22 protein-coding genes are annotated in these 18041 nt (G+C 54.1%); 5 read left to right on the forward strand and 17 right to left on the reverse strand.

The annotated features are described in order from the left end of the window. Positions 1-15: 15 nt before the first annotated feature. The 11 genes from BLU70_RS05110 to moaC all read right to left on the reverse strand — a co-directional run bounded on the left by BLU70_RS05110 (position 16) and on the right by moaC (position 9805). The gene (locus tag BLU70_RS05110) at positions 16-1275 is read right to left on the reverse strand and encodes a D-alanyl-D-alanine carboxypeptidase family protein (RefSeq protein WP_040288972.1); all 1260 of its coding nucleotides are present in this window, start codon (positions 1273-1275) and stop codon (positions 16-18) included. 124 nt (positions 1276-1399) lie between these two features. Beyond that, positions 1400-2578 carry a phosphopentomutase gene (locus BLU70_RS05115; RefSeq protein WP_006446239.1) on the reverse strand — a complete coding sequence of 393 codons (1179 nt, stop codon included), beginning with the start codon at positions 2576-2578 and terminating at the stop codon, positions 1400-1402. A 21-nt stretch (positions 2579-2599) separates the two neighbouring features. Then, complete coding sequence (gene xerD / locus BLU70_RS05120; RefSeq protein WP_074692503.1) at positions 2600-3481, reverse strand: site-specific tyrosine recombinase XerD; 882 nt, start codon at positions 3479-3481, stop codon at positions 2600-2602. Positions 3482-3575: 94 nt separating this feature from the next. Continuing rightward, positions 3576-3902, reverse strand: coding sequence for an RNHCP domain-containing protein (locus BLU70_RS05125; RefSeq protein ID WP_040288970.1), 327 nt, complete (start codon positions 3900-3902; stop codon positions 3576-3578). Between the two features lie 11 nt (positions 3903-3913). After that, on the reverse strand, positions 3914-4579 hold the full coding sequence (gene spoIIM, locus BLU70_RS05130) for a stage II sporulation protein M (protein ID WP_074692504.1): 666 nt from the start codon (positions 4577-4579) through the stop codon (positions 3914-3916). Positions 4580-4752: 173 nt separating this feature from the next. Continuing rightward, entirely contained in the window at positions 4753-5934 is a 1182-nt protein-coding gene (locus tag BLU70_RS05135; RefSeq protein ID WP_237716401.1) for an endonuclease Q family protein, read from the reverse strand. Continuing rightward, on the reverse strand, positions 5913-6446 hold the full coding sequence (locus BLU70_RS05140) for an NUDIX hydrolase (protein ID WP_006446234.1): 534 nt from the start codon (positions 6444-6446) through the stop codon (positions 5913-5915). Before BLU70_RS05140 ends, BLU70_RS05135 begins: the two co-directional genes overlap by 22 nt. Position 6447: 1 nt before the next feature. Beyond that, the gene (locus BLU70_RS05145) at positions 6448-7530 is read right to left on the reverse strand and encodes a M20/M25/M40 family metallo-hydrolase (protein WP_006446233.1); all 1083 of its coding nucleotides are present in this window, start codon (positions 7528-7530) and stop codon (positions 6448-6450) included. 22 nt (positions 7531-7552) lie between these two features. After that, the gene (gene lipB / locus BLU70_RS05150; protein ID WP_006446232.1) at positions 7553-8245 is read right to left on the reverse strand and encodes a lipoyl(octanoyl) transferase LipB; all 693 of its coding nucleotides are present in this window, start codon (positions 8243-8245) and stop codon (positions 7553-7555) included. A gap of 59 nt (positions 8246-8304) precedes the next feature. Then, a complete protein-coding gene (gene lipA, locus BLU70_RS05155; RefSeq protein ID WP_081503888.1) occupies positions 8305-9228 on the reverse strand; it encodes a lipoyl synthase in 924 nt (307 codons plus the stop codon). A gap of 82 nt (positions 9229-9310) precedes the next feature. Then, the gene (gene moaC, locus BLU70_RS05160; RefSeq protein WP_006446230.1) at positions 9311-9805 is read right to left on the reverse strand and encodes a cyclic pyranopterin monophosphate synthase MoaC; all 495 of its coding nucleotides are present in this window, start codon (positions 9803-9805) and stop codon (positions 9311-9313) included. 51 nt (positions 9806-9856) lie between these two features. Here moaC and BLU70_RS05165 point away from each other — a divergent pair, with 51 nt between their 5' ends. From BLU70_RS05165 to BLU70_RS05175, 3 genes are all read left to right on the forward strand, one after another. After that, positions 9857-10531 (forward strand): molybdenum cofactor biosynthesis protein, encoded by a 675-nt coding sequence (locus tag BLU70_RS05165; protein ID WP_006446229.1) that lies wholly within the window; start codon positions 9857-9859, stop codon positions 10529-10531. Positions 10532-10632: 101 nt separating this feature from the next. Further along, entirely contained in the window at positions 10633-11991 is a 1359-nt protein-coding gene (locus BLU70_RS05170) for a glycosyl hydrolase family 18 protein (protein ID WP_074692506.1), read from the forward strand. 19 nt (positions 11992-12010) lie between these two features. Further along, positions 12011-12514 (forward strand): hypothetical protein, encoded by a 504-nt coding sequence (locus BLU70_RS05175; RefSeq protein ID WP_006446227.1) that lies wholly within the window; start codon positions 12011-12013, stop codon positions 12512-12514. Positions 12515-12538: 24 nt separating this feature from the next. Here the strand turns inward: BLU70_RS05175 and BLU70_RS05180 are convergent, their stop codons facing one another. Next, positions 12539-13054 (reverse strand): hypothetical protein, encoded by a 516-nt coding sequence (locus BLU70_RS05180; protein WP_074692508.1) that lies wholly within the window; start codon positions 13052-13054, stop codon positions 12539-12541. On the opposite strand from BLU70_RS05180, the gene BLU70_RS05185 reads away from it, so the two are divergent. Then, positions 13049-13900: a M48 family metallopeptidase gene (locus BLU70_RS05185; protein ID WP_006446225.1), complete on the forward strand. Its 852-nt coding sequence runs from the start codon at positions 13049-13051 to the stop codon at positions 13898-13900. The genes BLU70_RS05180 and BLU70_RS05185 overlap by 6 nt on opposite strands. 72 nt (positions 13901-13972) lie before the next feature. Here BLU70_RS05185 and BLU70_RS14875 read toward each other — a convergent pair whose 3' ends face one another. The 3 genes from BLU70_RS14875 to hemQ form a co-directional block, all read right to left on the reverse strand. Continuing rightward, on the reverse strand, positions 13973-14095 hold the full coding sequence (locus BLU70_RS14875; RefSeq protein ID WP_269744863.1) for a hypothetical protein: 123 nt from the start codon (positions 14093-14095) through the stop codon (positions 13973-13975). Positions 14096-14213: 118 nt separating this feature from the next. After that, on the reverse strand, positions 14214-15389 hold the full coding sequence (locus tag BLU70_RS05190) for an amidohydrolase (RefSeq protein ID WP_006446223.1): 1176 nt from the start codon (positions 15387-15389) through the stop codon (positions 14214-14216). 29 nt (positions 15390-15418) lie between these two features. Beyond that, positions 15419-16165, reverse strand: coding sequence for a hydrogen peroxide-dependent heme synthase (hemQ, locus tag BLU70_RS05195; protein ID WP_006446221.1), 747 nt, complete (start codon positions 16163-16165; stop codon positions 15419-15421). Between the two features lie 130 nt (positions 16166-16295). Here hemQ and BLU70_RS05200 point away from each other — a divergent pair, with 130 nt between their 5' ends. Beyond that, positions 16296-16664: a hypothetical protein gene (locus BLU70_RS05200; RefSeq protein WP_040288968.1), complete on the forward strand. Its 369-nt coding sequence runs from the start codon at positions 16296-16298 to the stop codon at positions 16662-16664. 58 nt (positions 16665-16722) lie between these two features. On the opposite strand, the gene BLU70_RS14565 is transcribed toward BLU70_RS05200, so the two are convergent. Together BLU70_RS14565 and spo0A are read right to left on the reverse strand one after the other, a co-directional pair. Further along, positions 16723-16875: a hypothetical protein gene (locus tag BLU70_RS14565; RefSeq protein ID WP_176780844.1), complete on the reverse strand. Its 153-nt coding sequence runs from the start codon at positions 16873-16875 to the stop codon at positions 16723-16725. A 325-nt stretch (positions 16876-17200) separates the two neighbouring features. Continuing rightward, positions 17201-17998 carry a sporulation transcription factor Spo0A gene (gene spo0A, locus BLU70_RS05205; protein ID WP_074692511.1) on the reverse strand — a complete coding sequence of 266 codons (798 nt, stop codon included), beginning with the start codon at positions 17996-17998 and terminating at the stop codon, positions 17201-17203. Positions 17999-18041: the final 43 nt, after the last annotated feature.

An 18041-nucleotide genomic window follows, 5' to 3' on the forward strand; every position in this document is an offset into this window, starting at 1 on the left:
TTCGACACGAGATCGTCATGACTCGGCGTGACCAAAGGTGACGACCTTTTTGACGGTTTTCGCAAACCCCTGGAAGAAATTCGCCTTGTCCACGGACTCCTTGGCCACCAAAGGCACTTGTGCGACCGTCTGTCCTCCCGAGCGTACAACGACCTTGCCGACCACAGTCCCCGCATGCACTGGCGCCTTGACCTTGTCGAGAAGTACCTCTGTCGTATAGGGCTTGCGCATTCCCTTTTCCGTAACAAAGGCGACAGGTTGTTGCGTGACGGCTTCCACCGTATCTCGTTTACCCTTTAAGACCTTTGCCTTACCCACAACTTGCCCCTTTGGAAATACCGAGACGGTCGTATAATGAGCGAACGCCCAGTTGAGCATACCGCTGACTTCTGCGTTGCGCACCGCAGGCTTGGGCTCGCCCATGACCACCGCGATCACGCGAAATCCTTCGCGCTTGGCAGTCGCCGATAAGCAATATTTGGCTTCCTGTGTATACCCCGTTTTCAATCCGTCGACACCATCGTAAAAACGCACCAGTTTATTGGTGTTGACCAGCCAAAGCGGGTGATCGGTGTCCTTGCGCAGATAGTCGCTGTAGATGGATGTAAAGGACGTTACTTCCGGATGTGCCAACAGCGCGCGCGACATCACCGCAATATCGTGTGCACTCGAATAATGGTTTGCGACAGGAAGCCCGTTACAATTCGAAAAGTGCGTATCGGTCATGCCAAGCTGTTTGGCACGCTCATTCATGCGAGCGACGAAGGATTCTTCACTGCCATCCAGATGTTCCGCCATCGCCACACATGCGTCGTTCGCAGAAGCGACGGCAATGCCTTTGACCATGTCGCGGACCGTCATGCTTTCTTCGGGTTCGAGAAAAATTTGTGACCCACCCATGCTCGCCGCGTGTTCACTGACCTTAACCGAATCGGTCCACTTGAGCTTTCCTGAGTCGATGGCCTCAAAGATGAGAAGAAGGGTCATGATTTTCGTGATGCTCGCCATGGGAAGCCGTTCATGTGCGTCCTTGGCGTATAACACTTTTCCTGTTGTCGCGTCCATGAGCACGGCAGAACGGGCCTGTTTGGCGAGATCGACAGACGCCCCCGATTCTGGTGGTACGGGTGTTTCTAGTATCTCCTTAACCTGGACGCCAGAGCTAAGTTTCGAAGTTGCATCCGCGTACACCATGGGTGCACATGGCCCGGCGAGAGTCGCCAGCAACGCGGTTGTGGCGACGGCCTTGTGCATACGTTTGGAGTGCCGTTTCATCCTGCACAACCCCCTTTTCGTTCGGTTTCGAATCGAATCGGGGTTATTTTGTGCAGAGAATCACGCATCTACACGCCCGCGCTGGCCGATACCCCACAGTCTCTACACGATGTCCAAAATCTGTTTAGCAGTCGAGCAAATCGAGGAACGAACCACCTACGGGTGGCGCTTCCACGCCAAAGAACGCAGCAACCGTCGCACCGACATCGGCGAAAGTAGAGCGTACGCCTAAATCGATGGGGGAGGACATCCGCGTGTGCCAAACGAGCAGCGGAACGCGTTCTCGCGTGTGATCCGTACCAGGAACCGTTGGATCACATCCGTGGTCTGCCGTCACAATGAGCAAATCCTGCGGCCGCATCGTGGCGAGCAAAGAGCCCAATGAGTGATCGAATGCTTCGATGGCCCGCGCAAACCCGACCGGGTCATTGCGGTGTCCATACTTGGCATCAAAGTCCACTAGATTTGCATAAATGAGACCTTCTTGGACGACTTGCATCTGCTCCAGAAGGATGCGCATCGCATCGTCGTTGTCGTGTGTATGAATACTCGTGGTAATGCCCGATCCACCATAAATGTCCCCAATCTTTCCGATCCCGATGACCGGATACCCAGCTTGCTCGACAGCGTTCAACACCGTATCGCCAAAATGTAAAGAGAAATCGCGGCGGCGATCCGTGCGCACAAAATGGCCAGGCTCACCGATAAACGGACGAGCGATCACGCGCCCGACCGCATGCCGTCCTGTCAGGATAGAACGCGCATACGCACACCAATCGTACAACGTGTCGACGGGTATGATCGCTTCATGAGCAGCCACCTGAAACACGCTATCTGCCGACGTATAGACGATTGGACGACCGGTCTGCATATGAAGGTGGCCATATTCGTCGATCACGACGGTGCCTGAAGCCGGCTTGTTCGCAAGCACAGGTTTGCCAACATACCGCTCAAACGGCTCTATAATTTCGGGAGGAAATCCATTTGGGTACGTCGGCATTGGCTCGGACAAAACGACACCGACGAATTCGAGGTGCCCGTTAGTCGTATCCTTTCCCGCGGAGCGTTCGACCATTGTGCCGTATGCGCCTGTCGCCGCAGCGGCCGACACACCTGGCACGCGATCGATCCGCCCCAAGCCCAGGCGCGCCAAGTTGGGAGCAACCAGGCCGCCCACGGCCTCGGCGACGTGAACGATGGTATTGCTCATAGCGTCAGGTTCACCGTACGATGACGCGTCTGGTGCGGCGCCAATGCCACAACTGTCAAGGACAATCCAAATACAGCGTCGCGATGCCAACATGACATCTCCTTCCTAAAACACTTAAGAACGTGGATGAGCAGATGCGTACACTTGCTTCATGCGCGTCTTCGTCACGTGCGTATAAATTTGCGTCGTCGAGATGTCAGCATGCCCGAGCATCTCCTGTACTGCCCGCAAGTCGGCGCCCCGCTCCAAAAGATGTGTCGCAAATGAATGCCGCAGCGTGTGGGGCGTAATGTCCGATACGATGCCTGCTTCACGCGCATACTTCTTAATAATTTTCCAGAATCCCTGCCTGGACATTTGCGTGCCATGATGATTGACAAATAGTGCAGCCTCACCCACACGAACCAGAGTAGGGCGAGCATGCTCAAGATATAAAAGAAGCGCTCGCAAGGCGTACTCCCCAATGGGAATGACACGTTCTTTGCCGCCCTTGCCAAAACATCGCAAAAAGCCTGCGGCAAGATGAACGTCTTCACAGCGTAGTGCGACGAGCTCACTCACGCGGATGCCTGTAGCGTAAAGCAGTTCCAACATCGCTATATCGCGAAGTCCAGTCGGGCCACTAGGGTCTGGTGCGCGCAGCAGACGATCCACATCTTCCGGCGCTAATACGCGCGGCAACCGCTTTTCAGTTCGTGGCGTCTCCACATGTCGCGTTGGGTCCCGCTCAAGAAGATCCTCACGTACAAGAAAGTGAAAAAACGAGCGAATGCTCGCCAAATTGCGCGACAACGTTGAACTCGCTCGACCTCGAGCATGCAGATGAGCTAAGTATGCGTTGATGTGGTGCCTTTCTACGTCCTCCCAGCGACATCCGCGTTCGTTTAAGAACGCATGAAAGGCACGCAAGTCGCGCTCATACGAGTCGAGTGTGTTGACGGACAACCCTCGCTCCACACGAAGATGTTCCATAAACTGCCGAATCCACTCGTCCATAAGAACGCTCCTTTGCCGTTCAAAACTACACGCATTGGAGTATTCCACGATCCGAACTGAAAGTCCTGCAACAACCATACGAGCCGGAAAACGATCACGCCTTTGGGTGTTTCATCAATTCATAAAGAGCCTCTTGTTCATCGGGTTGAACCGCCACATCTTGAAGTACAATGTTGCGCGATTCGTGACCACATCGCTGGCAACGATGGACGATTTGATACCCTTTGCGCGAATTGTACTCTATTCGCAAAGGTTCCATGATGCCGCCGCAGTTCGCCTGTCTGTCACCCGGAAAGACGTCGAGATGCACAGAGTATAGGCAATGTGGACAGTGATTGCGGCATGTCCTTTCGCTCGGCTCGACTTGAAGCCCGCAGTTTATGCAGGTAAACGATTCGTTGCGATGCGTAAAACGAGACAAGAGCTAAAACCTCACCCAATGAGTTGAGTCAGCAAAGCGGGAACCATGAAAGCCTGAATCGACGCACCCAACATGATGCCGCCGCTGCATAACAAAAATGTACCAGTATATCGCAAAAACTGCACGGTGAGACGAGACACCGGCACTGCTTGCATCACCAATTCGTATGAAAAACGGATGGCAGTGGCACTCGCAATGAACAGCGTGAACAGGAAAATCAACTGATGTGCAAAAATGCCGATGGAGGCTACGACAAATCCTTTCCATCCGAACTGAAGCGTGGTATAGGCGACACCGAAGCCTACCGTGAACGATTTAAGGAACACGGCACCCACAATGAAGGGAATACCGATGACCGAGACGCCAAATAGCCAAATGCAACCAATGAGTTCTGCGTCAGACAATGCTCGCTGTGCCCACACTTCGCTGCCAGAAGCTACCTGATGATGTGCGAGCGCGATAAAAAGCTGCTCCAAGGCATTGCCCAAAACCAATTTGTCCGCCTGCCCCAGTTGTCCCGCAACAATTGCGCCAAACACCAGTCCGCAAACGGCAATACCAAGCAAAAACGACCATGTGTGCGCATGTTTTCCGACCTGTGCGCGCAGCTGGCGGCGGATCGTATGCGTGAGTAGATCCCAGCGGCGTCGTTGTGGTACGAATGCGGTCGATCTCACGTTCCATCCCCCAAATTCGGCCTCGGCTGCCTGGCCTGACAGGCCGTTTATGCGAAAGGTAGTACCTCAGCCACCTCTCATCAGGATTCTATGAAACGAACATCGCCGCTAGACTTCGAAATTGAGATGACATGATGGAATGCAAGATTCGGCGAAAAAAGAAGGATGCCGCCTCACACTAAAACTTTGCCATAAGTGCCTGCCCCGCCAACAGCAAACGAGACATGACCCTGCAACGTCTGAAACACGCGTTCGCCGAGCGCTGCCCCGACGACCTGTTGCACATCTTGTTTGGCGACATGTTCGCGGAGCAACGCCAATTCGCTACCAAACGCATCGACAAGTGAGCGATACGCCTTCGGTCCAACCCCGGGGATGTCTAGCAACGGTACTATGTGGCGATACGGTGGCCGCCACTCTGGGTGTTGCGGTTCATCAAAATCGGCCAGAGCGTCAATCCGATCCGAGACGCCGGTAACGACGTTGCGATCCGTGCCACAACTGCACACGCGGCCATCCCCTGCGATCTCGCCACAGCGCCGGCAACGTGTCTGATAATACTTGCCGTGAACCGGATGCAGACCGATATTTTCGACAATCTCCCTGCCATCCTGACGTGCGAGAAGGCGACGCACCTCGGCGAACGATACGTGGTCGAGACGAACGCGATTGCATTCACGAGCGATGGTATCGAGACCATGTGCGTCGGAATTGGAAAGGTATGTGAAGGGCTGAATTTGCTCAATGCGATCAGCCATTGATGTATCCGCCGAAAGGCCGAGTTCCAACGCATCGATGGCGCCGAGATCGATAAAGTCGGAGACGCGATCGACGGCAGCGCCGAGAATACCTTTAAATGGCGTGAACGCGTGATGGATGACAAGCAGCCCGCCGCGCTCATGCGTCTCCTGACTTAGCGCAAAAGAGCTGGTCCGGGCAAGCTGGGACGACAAGGACGTGTTCTTTTGCACCGTCTTTAACCACGCATTAAAATCGTGTGCCGCAGCCAGGTTGGGAAACCAGCAGCCAAAGTGAGCGGCACGTCCCTTCGGCCCCTTTAACTCGACCTCTGCCCCAGCGATGACCAGCAGTCGATCCCGGTATAACAGCCCCCCTTCCGGCAACTCGGCGAGCTCCCCTGCGGCGACCAACTCGTCGAGTTCGGCCAACACCGGGTCACACACGCCGTCGATCACGCCGACAATGTCGAGCCCCTTGACCTTTTGTGAATGCTCCAGCAGGTTCGTGAGCGTGAGATTATTCCCAGCGGCAATTTTCACAGGCCGATCTTTTGCGCGCCCTACATGAATGTGGAAGTCAGCAAAGTAGGTCTTCATCGGCCGTTCTGGCGCCACCAGTAAAGCGCCACCAGCGTTTTCGCATCTTCGATTTCACCGTTTTCGAGCATTCGCTCGACTTCATCCCTCGTAAACAGGCGCGCTTCGACGAATTCATCTGCGTCCGGATGAACTTCACCCGCTTCTACAACACTCGTGAAGTACACGTGCAGGCGCTCGTTTGTAAATCCAGGAGCTGTGAAAAAACGGTGTACCAATTGCACGTCCTTCGCCACATAACCCGTCTCTTCCGCTAACTCGCGCAGCGCAGCTTGTTCCGGTGCCTCACCCGGTTCCAACTTGCCCGCAGGGATTTCCCATAAGATCTTTTCACACGGCTTGCGATATTGCTGCACAAGCACGATGGAACCGGGTTTGACCTCAGCCAACACCGCCACCGCACCTGGATGAACGACCACTTCCCGGGTACTGGTCGAACCGTTGGGTAGTTTCACCGTCAAACGCTTCAGTTGGATCATGCGTCCGGTAAACAAAGATTCCTCGCCAATCGTCTCTTCGTGATGAATCACGTCACAATCCCTCCTCTTCCATACCGAGTCCGCTGCAAATCTTAACAATGAGATGCTCCAACTGGTACAGACTGTTTACACTGATGCGCTCGTCCTCCGAGTGCTCGCCTTCATAACCAGTGCCTAGGTTCAAGGCTTCCACGCCAAGTGTGGATAACCAATTCGCGTCACTGCCATGCATGACATGAAGTTCTTGACATGCGAGGCCACAATCGCGGATCGCAGAAGACACTGCGCGATACCAACCTCCATCGCGCGCGATGGCGTAGGGTGGGTACAACAGTTCCTGCTCAACTCGAGCGTCATATCCCCATAAAGTGGCTGTCTGCCGAAACCTATCTGACGCAATACGGGCAGCCTCAGCGAGTCCAAGCGCTTCGCTTGATACCACCCTCCCCACAACCTGTATCCCATTTTCGATCGGTTGAAACGAATCGATTTCGATTGTCGCACCGCCAAACTGTGGCTGGCGCATGGCCGCGATGGCTTGCGTGGCCGCTTGCACCAGCCCGACTCGTGGCACAACCCCGCCAGTCGGCAAGCCTAGCGTGCAGGTCAGGCGAACGAGACCGGCTCCAGATAGCACGACGGACCCCACCGGCCCATGACAGTCCAGTACCAGTGCTCGCTTGGCGCACAGAGCACTCGGGTCAAGTGCCCGCACACCATAAAGTCCTGCCTCTTCGCCGACGGTCATAAGGATCTGAATATCCCCATGCGGTAGGTGCTCTTCGTGCAAACGGCGAATGGATGCGAGAATGGCGGCAACCCCTGCCTTATCATCAGCCCCTAGCTGGGATCCGGTTCGACTGCGAATCATGCCTTGACAATCCATATAGGGCAGGACTCCCGTCGCTGCACTTACCGTGTCCAGATGTGCGCACAATAAAACGGCAGGCATGCCGGCTCTACCAGGCATAGATGCCCATAGATTTCCGGTTTGCCCACCGAATTGCTCATTGGCGTTGTCGATTTCCACCTCGCACCCGAAATGTTCGAGCCAAGTTCTGCATGCATCAACGATTGCCCCTTCCTGAAACGAAGGGCTGGGGATGGCGACGAGATCGAAGAAAAGTTCGATCACGCCCTCCCGCCCCTTGCTTGACTCACACGTCCGCATGGCTCATCCCAGAATGGGTCGGCGCACAGTCAAACACATCACAGAATGCATCACAAAGGGCCTGCTCCCAAAATGGCATGGATTGAGCCTGGCCCAATACCTTTGCAACCGATGTCACGCCGCGATCTTGAATACCGCAAGGGATGATCGCACCAAAGTCGGCCAACTGTGTATTGACGTTGAGTGCAATGCCATGGTAAGAGACGAACTCCCCGCTCGGGCGCCGCTTGACGCGCGCACCTACGGCGCAAATCTTGTCATCGCCAACCCATACGCCTGGTAAATCGCCGACACGAGTACCCGTGATGCCGACGTTTGCCAAAGCACGGATCACAAACTCCTCCAAGTTGCGAACAAATTTGGCCACATCGTTTTCCCATGGGGCAAGGTGAAGAATCGGATACAAGACGAGCTGTCCAGGTCCGTGATACGTCACATCGCCGCCGCGGTCGACCTCGCGCACGACGAAGCCCTGACGCTCAAGCACTTCAGCCGGTAACAGAATGTGATCGCGCGTGCCGTTGCGGCCGATGGTGATGGTCCGTGGATGCTCCAACGCGAACACGGTCTGTCGCTCATCCACGCCGGCAAGTAGTGCCTCGACGCGAGCCAATTGCAATTGCAATGCCCTATCGTAGTCGATCTCGCCGAGCGACTGCCAATCAAGCGCAACTGCCATCTCTATGACCTCCAGAATGAAAATCCGCTAGTAAACCATTTCACCACGTATTCGCCGCGTCAGCGCAATTTTCGTGCACCTGCTGGCACTTGCTCTTTGGCATGATAAGAACTGCGCACCATAGGTCCTGACTCGACGTGTCGAAAGCCACGCTTCAAGCCTTCGCCGCGCAGCCTCAAGAATTCGGTCGGCGTATAAAACCGTTCAACGACTAAATGTTTTTCCGTCGGCTGTAGATATTGTCCAATGGTCAAGATATCGACGTCGACAGCGCGAAGATCGTCCATGGTCGCATAGATCTCGTCCATAGTTTCGCCCACGCCAACCATGATACTCGACTTGGTCGGAATGTCGGGTTTCATCTCCTTGGCACGGCGCAAAAGTTCCAGCGTGCGATCATACTTCGCGCGCGAACGGACACTGTCGGATAGACGGCGAACTGTCTCCACGTTGTGATTTAAAATATCTGGTTCAGCGTCCATGACGAGCCGCAATGCGTCCCAATTGCCATCGAAATCAGGAATGAGCACCTCGACGCTACAACTTGGCACTTGTTTACGGACTTCGCGAATCGTCGCAGCGAACATTGACGCGCCGCCGTCGGCGAGATCGTCCCGGGCAACACTCGTGATGACGACGTGTTCAAGACCCATGGCGACCACTGCTTCAGCGACTCGCTTAGGTTCCCGTAAATCGAGTTCCGTCGGTCGTCCCGTATGCACGGCGCAAAACCTGCAAGCTCGTGTGCAAATATCGCCGAGGATCATAAACGTAGCTGTTCTTTGCTCCCAGCACTCAAAAATATTTGGGCAATGTGCCTCTTCGCAGACCGTATGTAGCGACTGCGTGCGCATGATGTCCTTGAGCGCCGTATAGTTTTTGCCTGTTTTCGCTGTCACCTTAAGCCATTCAGGGCGGTTTTTACGCTGTTCCTCTATCTTTTGGGCCCGCTCTTCCTTCGCCCCAATCGTCGATTCACTCATTTTCATCATCCCAACTTGTGAGATCAAAAGCGGCACCCCGCTTTCGTCCTCTCTCTATTGTACCGCTTGCGAACTCGAGCTTCTAGCGGCGCTCAAACGTGCCGCTTTCGCCCCCACTCTTATAAACCAAGCGCGTATGTTCGATCTCGATGGCGCGATCGATTTTCTTGCACATATCGTAGACTGTGAGCGCTGCGACGGCACAAGCGGTGAGCGCCTCCATCTCGACACCCGTCTGGTGTGCGGTGTCGACTTGCGCCTCGATGCGCAACCAGGCATAATCTGGATTATTCCGCTCCTCGAAGTCTATATCGACCGCAACGTGGTGCAAGGGCACAGGATGGCATAAGGGAATAAGGTCGGACGTCTTTTTAGCCGCCATAATCCCAGCTAATTCTGCAATCGCTAGGACATCGCCTTTGCGCATTGCTTGGTGTACAATAGCGTCGCGCGTCGCTTTTTGCATGCGCACCAGTGATTCGGCGACAGCTGTACGCTTGCTGATGGCCTTCTCGCTGACGTCGACCATGTGTGGTCGGCCGTCCTGTGTAAAGTGGTTCAAGCTTTGCTCCGACACATGACATCGCTCCTGTTGTCCAATTGTACGACTGGCACGAGGTGATCCGACATGCAGATCGAAATTCGCCTGTTTGCAAATTTAAAGGAAATCATGGGACAAGACAAAATTCGCATCGATGTGCCAGACGGGCTACCAGCTAGTGAACTGGCCAGTTTGGTTGCAAGCCGATATCCACAACTGGAGGATGCGCTGGCGAACGTTCTCGTCGCGAAAAACCATGCGCTGGCACGGCCGGCAGACACGTTTCGCCCGACCGACGAAATTGCCTTCATCCCGCCTGTCGGCGGCGGTGAAGTCGAAAATGCGACACCGTGGCTGCGGGTTAGTGAACAGCCGCTCGTCGTCGAGGAAGCGTATAAACTTTTAGAAAACCCAAAACACGGTGGAACCGTATTGTTCGTCGGAACCGTTCGCGAATGGACCGGCCAGCGACACACAGATCACCTGTTCTACGAAGCGTATCCGGCGATGGTATACAAACAGTTGGCGGCCATTCAAAGCGATGTGGAGCGGCGTTTCCCGGGTATTCAAACGCTGCAATGGCACCGGATTGGAAAGCTCGTGCCCACGGACATCGCCGTCATCTGTGGGGCATCCTCGCCGCATCGCGCCGCTGCCTTTGAGGCGGCGTACATGCTGATTGAACGCCTTAAGCGCGAAGCTGCGATTTGGAAAAAGGAGTTCTTCGCAGACGGGTCAACCGCTTGGCGGGCGAATCCGTAATGGCTGCCCGTCGTTTATTCTAGCACGTTGCGTTTATTCTTCTAAACGGGACAATCCGGTCATAGACTCTCACAGGAATGTCAATAGAGAGGTGTGTGGCCATGGATCGTACCACGCTTCGCAATGTCGTCTCGCAGTTCATTGCCGCTTCCGCCGCACTCCTGCTCCTCTTGGTGGGTTGCACGTGCACGGTATGGGCCTTCCTTGGCAAGTCCGGGATGGAGCAAATCGCCACCTCCGAAGCGGACGAGCTGTCGAATATCGAATTAAACCAACTCTATGGGACGGCAGACTATCAAGGACAGTCCACGACACAGACGCAGTCCATCGCGTCGGCTGTCGCGGCTCATGTCCGACTGCCGTTTTCTAACCCCCTTAAGATGTTGACCTCCTTACTGCCTGAAACAAGCGCACAAGCTGTCCAGAATAGCGGTGCACAGACGTCGTTGTTCCAGTCGATCACGACCATCGCCAACAACCCCCAGGACATTGTCCTTGGTTGGCTGCCATCGACGTCAAGCAGCTCTTGCATTCAGCTCATGGCCGATAATCCTGGAATGAACGTCGTGAGTCCCGGATGGCTGCATCTTCAGGATGCCTCTGGAAATTTAAGCGGTAGCGTACTGCCGTCCGTGATCGAGTACGCTCACCAACATAACATCAAGGTCTGGGTGATGGTCGACAATCAATTTTCCGCGACCTTGACGCACGAGGTTTTGGCCAATCCCAAAGCGGAGTCGAACCTAATCGACGAATTGGTATATCAATCCAGACTCTATCACTTGGATGGTATCAACATCGATTTCGAAAATTTGGCGGCGGCGGATCGAAACCTGTTCACGCAATTTATCGGGAATTTGCATCGCGCGCTCTCCCCCATCCATGTCAATCTCTCGGTCGACATTTCGCCTGACATCGTTCCACTAGACGACAGTCTCGCGTTTTTCCATGCGGGGTTGGCTGACAATGCTGACGAAATTGTCTTAATGGCATACGACGAACACTGGAGTACAGACCCCGATCCCGGTCCTGTCGCCGATCTGCCATGGGTGACGGCAGGCGTCAACGATTTACTCGACACGGGCGTGCCGACTGATAAGCTGATTTTGGGTATGCCATTTTACACGCGTTTCTGGTACGTACACAGCGATGGGAGCGTCACGAGTTCAGCGGTCAGTGCGGGCGCGGTCACCGATATCCTGCGTCAGGACAAGGCGCCTTTAGGCGTATGGGACCCGAAGCTCGATCTCATGTACACAAAATTCCCAAGTGCAGACGGTTATACAGAGGTATGGTATCCAACGGCCAACACCTATCAGGATACCTTGTCGCTGGTAACACAAAATGGGCTTGCTGGCGTCGCGGTATGGTCGCTTGCATGGTCAGATCCAAGCACTTGGACAGCGACGGTTCACTCCTTACGCACAGAAGGCGTTCAAACGAGCCACGCCGCCAGTTGATGTCGAGGGGGAGATGCGTATGGATAAAACGCTGATCGGCCTCACAGCTGTGACGATTGCCGGGTACGCGATTTGCGCATGGACGCGCCCAGAACTAGCCTCCGAAGGTTGGCATGAGGCCATGGAAATGTTGGTGCAAGCGGCACCGTGGATCCTAGTGTCCATGTTTGCCGCTGGCCTCATAGCACAGCTTTTCGATCCGGCGGCAATCGCCCTCTGGCTGGGACCTAAGTCTGGTGTGATCGGTATCACATTGGCAGCCTTTTTGGGGCTTGTCGGCACTGGATCCCGCTTTGCCGTGTATCCACTTGCTGCTGGACTGTTGGCAGCGGACGCCGCACCTGGTGCCGTCTTCGCATTCGTGACGTCGTGGCAGTTAATATCACTTAGCCGCCTGCCAGCAGAACTGCCGTTTTTCGGGATCCGCTATACTGCGCTCAAAACGGCAGTGTCTTTGCTGATGGCCATTGCAGGCGGCATAGCTTTTCAAGGGCTTTGGGGACACTGGCAGCGATTTCGCTGACGACAAATGCCCGCAAAAGGTTCATCATTGCACGCGCGATTCCGCGCCTCCCTCGATATACCGTTGGTTCATCCAAAGCACATGTTCGATATTGGCCTGCCCGACGTTCGTTTTTGCAAGCAAGTAAAATTCCCGCGGCAATGTATGACCCTTTACATTCCAGACGGCCACCCAAGTCTGATTGCCTTTAAGCGGAACCGAAGCAATACGTTGCAAGTGCGTTGTGTCGCGCAGCACATAGTCGCCGTCGTGGATCATAACAGCCTCTGACGGTGCGTAATAAATGTCAATCGTGTGCCCGTTCCAACCGTGATCGTCCGACCGAACGACGATGTTGCCGTCTTTCGTCATAACGTCAAAGTGCGGATTACGTGCCTGATAATGAGGGAGATCGACCTTGTTGGGCGGATCGGCGATCGCGCTGGGTAGAGCTTGTTGGGCAAGAGCAGCTTGGTTCGCTGGCCGGTTTTCATCACCGCAGCCAGTAAGAAGCCATGTAGCAGAGAAAACAGCGACAGCCACAGATGTTAGCCGATGCATGGTCTAACCTCCAATCTTGGACTGGATGGACTATCGTGTAGTCTGCTTCCCAGCGACACGGTTATGCCCGTGCGTTACAATGTGTCTATGGACAAGCGCAAAGCCCAGGGAAACGAGCGACAAGACAGCAACCAAATCCACCAAATTAAGCTAAACGGTGGCATCATCCCGTACAAGATGATGCCACCACGACCACACCAGGTGCGTATCATTCTGCGGTGGCAGGATGGCATACTGTGCGTCAGTGCGCCGCGCGGAACACCGGAGGCAACCATTCAAAGTGCGATTGAGCGCAACTGCAAGTGGGTTCTGGCACGGCAGCAAGCGTCATCCACGCTTCACATCCGCCCTCTCGTCCCCGGCGACAGCATCTGCTTGCTCGGCGTGCCATGGTCCATCCGCCAAGCTGGACGAATTGTTGGTCCAGATTCACTTCACAGATGCATTTATGTACCAGAGGCGCCACCCTCCTCTCAACACGAGGTGCTATATGCTTTGATCAAGCAGATGGCGGCGGAAGTTTTGCCGAAGCGAGCCTGGGAATTGGCGAATGCGCACGGACTCTTGCCGGACAATGTGCGCGTCAGAGAGCAAAAGAGTAGATGGGGGAGTTGTTCAAGCAAGCGTAATATCCAATTGAACTGGCGGCTTGTACAGGCTCCGGAATGGATTTTCGACTACGTTATCATCCACGAACTGGCACACTTGCGCGAGATGAATCACAGTGTGCGCTTCTGGTCCATCGTCGAATCCATCCTGCCTAATTGGCAAGAAGCACGCAACTGGTTAAAGCAGTATGGCAATGATTTGTTTCGGCTACGAGCGGATGGTTGGGTGCAATTCTAAACAGGCGCCAAATTCCACATGGTAGAAAACGGTCCGCCTTTCGAGTCGGACCGTTTTCTGAGCCACCATGCATTAATACACCGGGGTCGTGGTGCAGGTTGTGGTGGTACCATAAGGAACCAACAAGATGAACAGGACGAAGATGATGAGGAACACAACCGCCCAGCGGGTGTAACCGCCAAACACTCCGTACATCACTACACCCCCTCGCTCAATTCTGGTGTAGTGTATGAGGGCCTCGATTGCCCCGCAAGTGACAGCCGCCCTTGTCAAATCCACCTTATCTTGGCATAGCGTAGAACGCCGCACTCTGTTACACGGTTTCGCTCTTAAGAAACTGTAAAGCGATGGCGACAAACGCCCGACAACCGACAGCAAGCGCATCTTCATCAATATCAAAACGCGGATGATGGTGAGGAAACGCGTCCTTGACAACTGGCCGAATGCCAGTGAAAAAGAACGTACCGGGAGCCGCCGTTTGATAAGCTGAAAAATCCTCACCACCCATGGTCGGCACGGCTTCGGTCACCAGATTGCCCAACTCAGCTTGCAGTACATCGCGAACAAAACGCGTAAGTTCTGGATCATTGTTTACTGGGCGATAGCCTTTGTCGTAATGAAACGTGTAACTCGCCCCATGCGCGGACGTGATGCCACGAATGATGTCCTCCATAGAGCGCGCCGCAAGATCGCGACGTTCTTCTCGAAAGGTGCGCACCGTGCCAGCCAATTCCACGGAATTTGGAATGACATTGTCGGCGGTGCCCCCGATGAATTTCGTCACGCTCAATACGAATGGTTCAAGCGGATCGATCATCCGGCTTGCAATGTGTTGCAGGTTGACGACGACTTGTGCGGCGATGGCTATCGGATCGACATTCAAATGCGGTTGCGCCGCATGGCCGCCGCGCCCGATAATCGTGATGTGGAAAGTATCTGGCGAAGCCATCAATGCGCCTTCACGCACCCCGATGCGGCAGCTTGCAAGCTCTTGCCACAAGTGTTGTCCAACAACCGCGTCCACGCCATCCAAAACACCCTTGTCGACGAGTTCCTGCGCGCCGCCTGGATTCAGTTCTTCGGCATGTTGAAATATGAAGCGAATTTCGCCGCTTAATAAATCTCGTCGGTCGTGTAGAACCTTTGCCGCACCGAGCAACATGGCGGTATGACCGTCATGGCCGCAGGCGTGCATCACACCTGGATTTTGCGACGCAAACGAGAGCCCGGTTTCCTCCGTAATCGGAAGTGCATCCATGTCGGCTCGCAACGCGAGCACCTTGCCCGGCCTACCCGTAACGAGCCGAGCCACGACGCTCGTCTCGGTGGGACGGGAAATTTCAAGTTCAGGCAATTGTGAGAGCGCATCAAACACAAACTGTGACGTCTGAACCTCTTCGAACGAAAGTTCAGGATGTGCATGCAGGTGGCGCCGCCAGCGGACTAAATCTGGCTCAATCGCCTTGACCCATTGTTCAATTTCTGACATCGTTCCCCGGTTCCCCTCTCGTAAGCGAATTATCCGCGTGAACTCATGAGCCATCGCCACAATCCGTCTGTGTCGACTTGGTGTCCGACATAAAACGGACCAAATTCTGCAAAACGCGCGCTCGACTCGTCAAAGCGCATCTCATGCACCAGTTTTTTAAATTGCAGCGGATCGTCCGCGAAGAGCGTCACACCCCACTCCCAATCGTCAAGACCGATCGATCCACAAATGATCTGTTTGACAATTCCTGCGTAGCGCCGACCAATGGCCCCATGAGCTTGCAAGAACTTGCGCCGTTCGTCTTCATCGAGCATATACCAGTTATCCGGATTCATCCGCCGTTTGTTCATCGGGTAAAAACAAATATGGCGGTGTGACGGCATGGTTGGTTTGAGTCGAGCTTGGATGGCTTCGTCCTGCTCGATATCTACACCAGGCTTCGCCAAGTACCCGCCGAGTTCAACCACCGAGATGTACGAATATGTAGATTCAGTCAAGTCCGCCATGGGAGTTGCCGCAAAAGCCGCCTTCACTTCGTTTAACTCCTCCAGCGACGGACGCATATACAAAAACAAGACATCCGCCTTGTGACCAGCAATCACGAACTGACCAAAGCTGCCCTTGCGATCACGCTGAAGCGCATACTGACTTTCCGCAAACTCCGCATAGGTGCGCAGCACCGAATTGGGCTGTGGAGTGTTCTTCCATACGTCATAACGAACCTTCCGAAAGTCGTGATAAACATACCATCCATCCAGTGTTTGGGGCGCACCCATAACGACCTTCCTCCTTTGCCTGTGACCACATTATAGCAAGGTAAAGCACAGGCCCAAAGGCGCGAGGATGCATGTTCAAATGATACGCGGCATATTGTTCTATATGTTTGGACGGGCAGGAGGGAGAATGATGGTTCGTACTGTGAAATGGACCGTCTTTGCAATTTCAGTTGCCATGGCTGTGTACAGCACGGGTTCGGCCCTCATGATCGCACGAGCAGGGGCCCTGAACGAAATTGATCAACTTGCAGCGGCTGGTGCCGCCGAGACCATCGCGGGCCTCGCTTTTTGCGCTGCAGGTTTGGTCGCCCTGTGGAAGTTATGGATTGGCGCGATTTTTCATGGGCTAAATTTCCTTTGGTGTAGTGCTGTGGCGGCAGCTTATGGCGACGTAACCGTGTGGCTATGGTGCGGTGTCGCAGCAGTTCTCTGCGCTGTGTCGCTTTTGACAGGATGGCGCCAGCGCAAGCGTCAAATAGTCTCCTTGCACAGCCCGTGAAGTTGCGTCGACTCGCCGGGAGAGTTACAGCATGGTCCGGGTACGTCCATCTGGATTCTCAATAAGGCTTGATACGCAAAGATCCGTGGACGCTCCCCTGACGACCGACCTTGGCGCCAGCTGCGCTCAAGTTTAACGACTCCGTGTACGGTTTGCAGTCCTTGTCGACAAGCAGCGCCTCCGCCTCTATCACCTGTTCCGTGCGATTCACAGTGACAAACACTCATTTACGTTTCCCATCCTGCCCACCACGTTGAATGACGGCATTTGTGACGGTTTTATCAAGCACATTTTCAACAAACTTGAAGAGAAGACGCGTACAGAGGAAGCATGGCGCAAGCAATAAGGGATATTTCCTCAACCTCGTACGATTTAGCATGTAGGATAAGAAAAAAAGGGCACGAAGCGTGGAACTTACCTATCCAGGAGGTGCACAACGTCAAAAACCACGTCCCCACGGACATGGTTTTTGGCGTCTGGTATGGAACCCCTTGGTTCCCGCAATACTCTTCTTTCCAATTTTCGCGGCTCAGGGTTTAGCCGACTCTATGCTCCATTCTCAGCTTGTCTGCGATCATCGCTATAAACTCCGAATTGGTGGGTTTCGTCTTGGAAGCGCTCACGGTATACCCAAACACTTTTCGAATGGCATCGATATTGCCACGCCCCCAAGCGACCTCAATGGAATGGCGGATGGCCCTTTCAACACGAGAAGGGGTTGTTTTGTATCGATCCGCAATTTTAGGGTACAAAATTTTTGTGATGGAACCTAGAATTTCGACATCTTCATACACAATTCCAATGGCTTCCCGTAAATAATGATAGCCTTTGATATGCGCTGGGACCCCAATCTCGTGAATAATTTGAGTGATTTGCGCATCTACAGAGCGACGGGTAGGCTGCGCTGGCGTGTATGTATTCGTACTGTTGTAGGCTACAACTTGTTGTGTAGCTGCCACAGGCGCGGCATTGCCGTTCATTACCTGACGGATTCGCTCAGCCAGAAGCGGCATATCAAAAGGCTTCAGAATGAAATACGACACGCCCAACTCGACAGCGCGACGCGTAACCGTCTCCTGACCAAATGCAGTTAACATAATAACTTTCGGTGGACGCCTCGTGACTTCGGAAAGTCGTTCCAACGCTCCAATGCCATCAAGAACTGGCATAATGATGTCCAATACCAAGACATCGGGCTCTGTATCGCGAATCAGATTGAGAACGTCGCTTCCGTTATAGGCAATACCACAAACTTGCATATCCGGCTGGGCCGAAATGAATTCGCCCAAAAGTTCGGCGAACTCATGATTATCGTCCGCAATTAGCACCTTCATTCGAGAAGACACGAATTAACACCCTCCCTGCTTATCTGTCAGT

Source organism: Alicyclobacillus hesperidum (assembly GCF_900107035.1).
Taxonomy (GTDB): Bacteria; Bacillota; Bacilli; order Alicyclobacillales; family Alicyclobacillaceae; genus Alicyclobacillus; species Alicyclobacillus hesperidum.